The 3,609-nt window shown below is 73.3% G+C and carries 3 protein-coding genes and 1 pseudogene; all 4 read right to left on the reverse strand.

Translation table 11 applies throughout. The features are described from left to right. Nucleotides 1–422: 422 nt before the first annotated feature. Complete coding sequence (locus ACL02O_RS33805) at nt 423–1,217, reverse strand: hypothetical protein (protein ID WP_412822251.1); 795 nt, start codon at nt 1,215–1,217, stop codon at nt 423–425. Nucleotides 1,218–1,441: 224 nt separating this feature from the next. Next, nucleotides 1,442–2,539, reverse strand: a complete 1,098-nt coding sequence (locus ACL02O_RS33810; protein ID WP_412822252.1) for a DUF3626 domain-containing protein — start codon at nt 2,537–2,539, stop codon at nt 1,442–1,444. A gap of 47 nt (nt 2,540–2,586) precedes the next feature. Beyond that, on the reverse strand, nt 2,587–3,048 hold the full coding sequence (locus ACL02O_RS33815; RefSeq protein WP_412822253.1) for a VOC family protein: 462 nt from the start codon (nt 3,046–3,048) through the stop codon (nt 2,587–2,589). Next, a pseudogene (locus ACL02O_RS33820) lies at nt 3,045–3,609 on the reverse strand (transcription termination factor Rho); the annotation flags it as partial. The pseudogene ACL02O_RS33820 and the gene ACL02O_RS33815, both read right to left, overlap by 4 nt.

The following is a 3,609-nucleotide window of genomic DNA, read 5'->3' on the forward strand; positions in this document are numbered from 1 at the left end:
CGTATCCCGCACGGCCCACACCCCAACCTGCCGCAACCCGAGCCGACCACCCACCCACGCCGCCTGCAACACCTCCACCTGCCGCAACCCGAGACCACCCGGTCAGTTCCGCCCGCAACACCGCGACATGCCGCAACCCGAGCCCGGAGGCGGCCAGGATGCTGCATCCCATCACCGGCAGCGCACCGGGCAGAACGCCCCCCGGCCAGCCTCAGGTCGGCCGTGGCGCAGTTTGAGTCTCCCTGCACAGCGCAGACCGGGGCATTCCGCACGGCCGACACCGCGCCATGAGGCAACCCGAGCCGATCAACGATGGCGGAACGGACGCCGGGGCGACGGCCAGCAGGGCGCGGGACGAGGACGCGCCGCAGACGCGAACCGGCCGGCCCCTGAGGACAGGGACCGGCCGGTCGGAAGAGGACTTACCAGAGCTGCTGGACGATGTCCGCGGCCTGCTCCTCCCACTGCGCGTACGCGTAGGGGAAGGCCGACACCTGGACCGTCTGCGCGGCCGCGGTCAGCGGCAGGTCCCGCCAGCCGCCGACGTTCTTCAGTGCGTTGAAGAACGCCTTGCTGGCGTAGTCGGGGTCGGTGACCTGCTCAGGCGTACCCCAACCGGACGACGGGCGCTGCTGGAACAGGCCCTCCGAGTCGTGGTCGTTGTACGTGCCGAGGTGGCCGAGGTTGTACAGCTTCGACTCCTGCAGCGAGGTCGCGACGCCGATGACGGCGCCCCGCTCCCCGACGCCGGTCTCCTTGGCCGCCTTGACGATGGCCTTGGCGTTGTCGAGCTGCGCGTCGTCGAGCGGGATGCGCGACTGGGCGCCCTCGACGCCGTGCGGGATGAGCTCTTCCCGGCTCGGCTGGTTGGCCTTGGCGGGGACCTTGTCGCCGCCGGTGGTCTGAGCGGGCTTCACCGCATCGGTGGCGGTGGCGGTCTTCTTGCCGGTGGCGAGGTCGATGGCGGCCACGGCGCCCGCGTGCGGGCCGCTGGTCACCGGCGCGGCGAGGGCCGTGGGGCCGAACGCCAGGCCGCCCAGGGCGGCAACGCCCGCGACGGTCAGCGCGGCCCGGCGGTTCGGGGCCTTCGCGGCGGCGGTCGTCGCGGCGGCGGCCTTTACGACCGCGGTCTTCGCGATGTCGGTCTTTGCGATGGCGGTCTTCGCCACGGCGGTCTTCGCGATGGCGGGGAGCCATCGAGTGAAGGTCTGCTTCACGATGGTTGCCCTTTCGATCGTTAGGACGCGCTCCGGGGTGAGCGCCCTCGGGGGAACTACTGGCCGGTACGGGTTTGCGATCCGGCGGTACGGGGGACACAACCAGCTCGACCTGTCGGTCATTCCGGATATGCCGGAGTGACGGCAGGCTGCGGCCCAGGTCACCGCGGAAATCGGTCGAGCCGGCACCAGGCGCGCGGCACCGGCGAAACGGCGCGTGCAGGTCAGCGGGCCGCCGGGGCGCCGAACCAGACCAGGATGTGCCAGAGCTGCTTGAGGTGCTGGAGGGTGACCTCGGTGGGCCCCCGGTCGGCCCAGCGTTCCGGCTCGGTGACCACCGACGCGGCCGCCCGGCCGATCAGGGCGGCGTCGACCGGCTCACCCGGCCGGGCGAACTCGGCGTGCACCCGGGCCGCGAGGGGCGGGATCGCCGGCCCGCGGAACTCCGCGTCTACGCCGTCGACCGGCAGCTCGAACCCGGCGTGCCAGGTGAGCGGGAAACCGTTCCGGTCGGCGATGCCGGCGAGGATCCGTGCCACGTCGGTGCCCCGGAACGACGGGTCGACCACGAGGGCCTCGACGTCCCGGGCGAGGCTCAGTTCGCCGTGGATCTGCGCCTCGATGTAGTCGTCCAGGGCACGCCCGGCGGCGTACGACGCCCGTTCCCGCCGGCGGAGCAGCGTCTGCAGCAGCGTGCCGGTGTCCATGCCGGCCACGCCGAGACTGACGCCGGTGTCGGCGGTGGCCGTGAGCAGGGCGGCGAGCACCGGCTCGAAGACGTCCACCGTGCCGAACTCCGACGGCTCGGCGTAGGTGTCCCCGAAGCTGAAGGTGGCCCGCGCGAGAACCTCGGGACGTAGCCGCAGATGGCAGGAGCCGAACCGGGGGCAGGCACCGTCCGGGTGGTCCAGCAGGTTCAGTCCGCCGTACTTGGGGCGCTCGGCGGGCAGCGCCCCGGGCCGCTGGTACGCCCCGCCGAACAGCTTGTCCTCCCACCGGTCGCGGTCCCCGCCGGGGAAGGCGGTCAGTCCGCCGTTGGAGATGCCCGTCTCGAACTGGCTGCGGTAGACGTCCTCCTGATCGAGCGCCTCGGCGACGGCGCGGCCGTCGCGCAGCAGCCGGTCCGGGTGGAAGTTGAGGGTCAGCCGGCCGTGCCGGGCGACCGCCTCGACCAGCTCCGCCGGCCGGTACCCGGCGCCGGAGTCGGCCAGGTGCCGGCCGATGACGGCGAGCGCCGCCGGCCGGTCCCGCAGCGCGACGTCGCGAACGTGCCGGAGGGCGGCGGCCTGGGCGGGGGTCAGGATCGGGTCGGGGTCGGGCACGCGGCAGAGTATCGCCGGGCCGGGCAGCGGGACGCCACCCGGATGCGTCAGGTCTCGGTGCCGAAACCGTCCAGGGTGGCACGTTCCTCGGCCGAGCGCAGCTCCTGGAAGACGGTGAGCTGCAGGCCCGCCGGAACGTCGAGGCGGGCGTTGAGCGAGTGCCACGGCGTGACGGTGGGCGGGGCGATCTCGGTGGCGCCCGCGGCGACCAGGCGGTCGGTCACCGCCCGGCTGTCGTCCACTTCGAACGCCACCCGCAACCGGGGCGCGACCTGCCGGCCGACCTCCACCTCGTCGATCATGCGCCTCTGCGCCGGGTTGGCCAGCTCCAGGGTGGCCCGGCCCGCCTCGAGGATCACCACTCGCGCGCCGTCGCCGCCGGAGTACGCCTGCTCGGGCAGGCCCAGGGCGTCGCGGAAGAACGCGACCGCCGCGTCGTAGTCCTCGGCCTCCACCACCAGGCGCAGCTGCCGTACGGTCGGTGCACGATTGTCTGCCTGTTCCGTCACGGCGTCCGAGCATAGCCGGGCGCGGTGGCGGCCAGCCGGGCCAGGAAGTGCGCGTTGCCCGGGGTGGCCGCAAGCTGCTGCACCAGCTGGTCCGCGGCCGCCAGGCGGTCCACCTGGGACAGCGCCGAGCGCAGGCTTCGCAGGCAGTGCCGCTCCACCGCGGTGAGCAGCAGCTCCTCCCGCCGGGTGCTGGAGGCCCGGAGGTCGACGGCGGGGAACGTACGCCGGTCGGCGAGTGACCGGTCCAGCTTCAGCTCCGCGTTCCCGGTGCTCTTGAACTCCTCGTAGATGAGCGTGTCGGCGGCCGAACCGGTCTCCACCAGTGCCGAGGCGAGAATGGTCAGCGAGCCGCCCTCCTCGGCCGCGCGGGCCGCCGCGAGCAACTGCTTCGGCGGGTTGAGCGCGGCCACGTCCACCCCGCCGGAGAGGGTACGACCGGCCGAGCGGACCGACAGGTTGTAGGCGCGGCCCAGCCGGGTCAGGGAGTCGAGCAGCACGACCACGTCGTGGCCCAACTCGACCAGACGCTTCGCCCGCTCGATCGCCAGCTCCGCCACCGTG

It is taken from the genome of Micromonospora mangrovicola (assembly GCF_047200535.1).
Lineage (GTDB): Bacteria > Actinomycetota > Actinomycetes > Mycobacteriales > Micromonosporaceae > Micromonospora.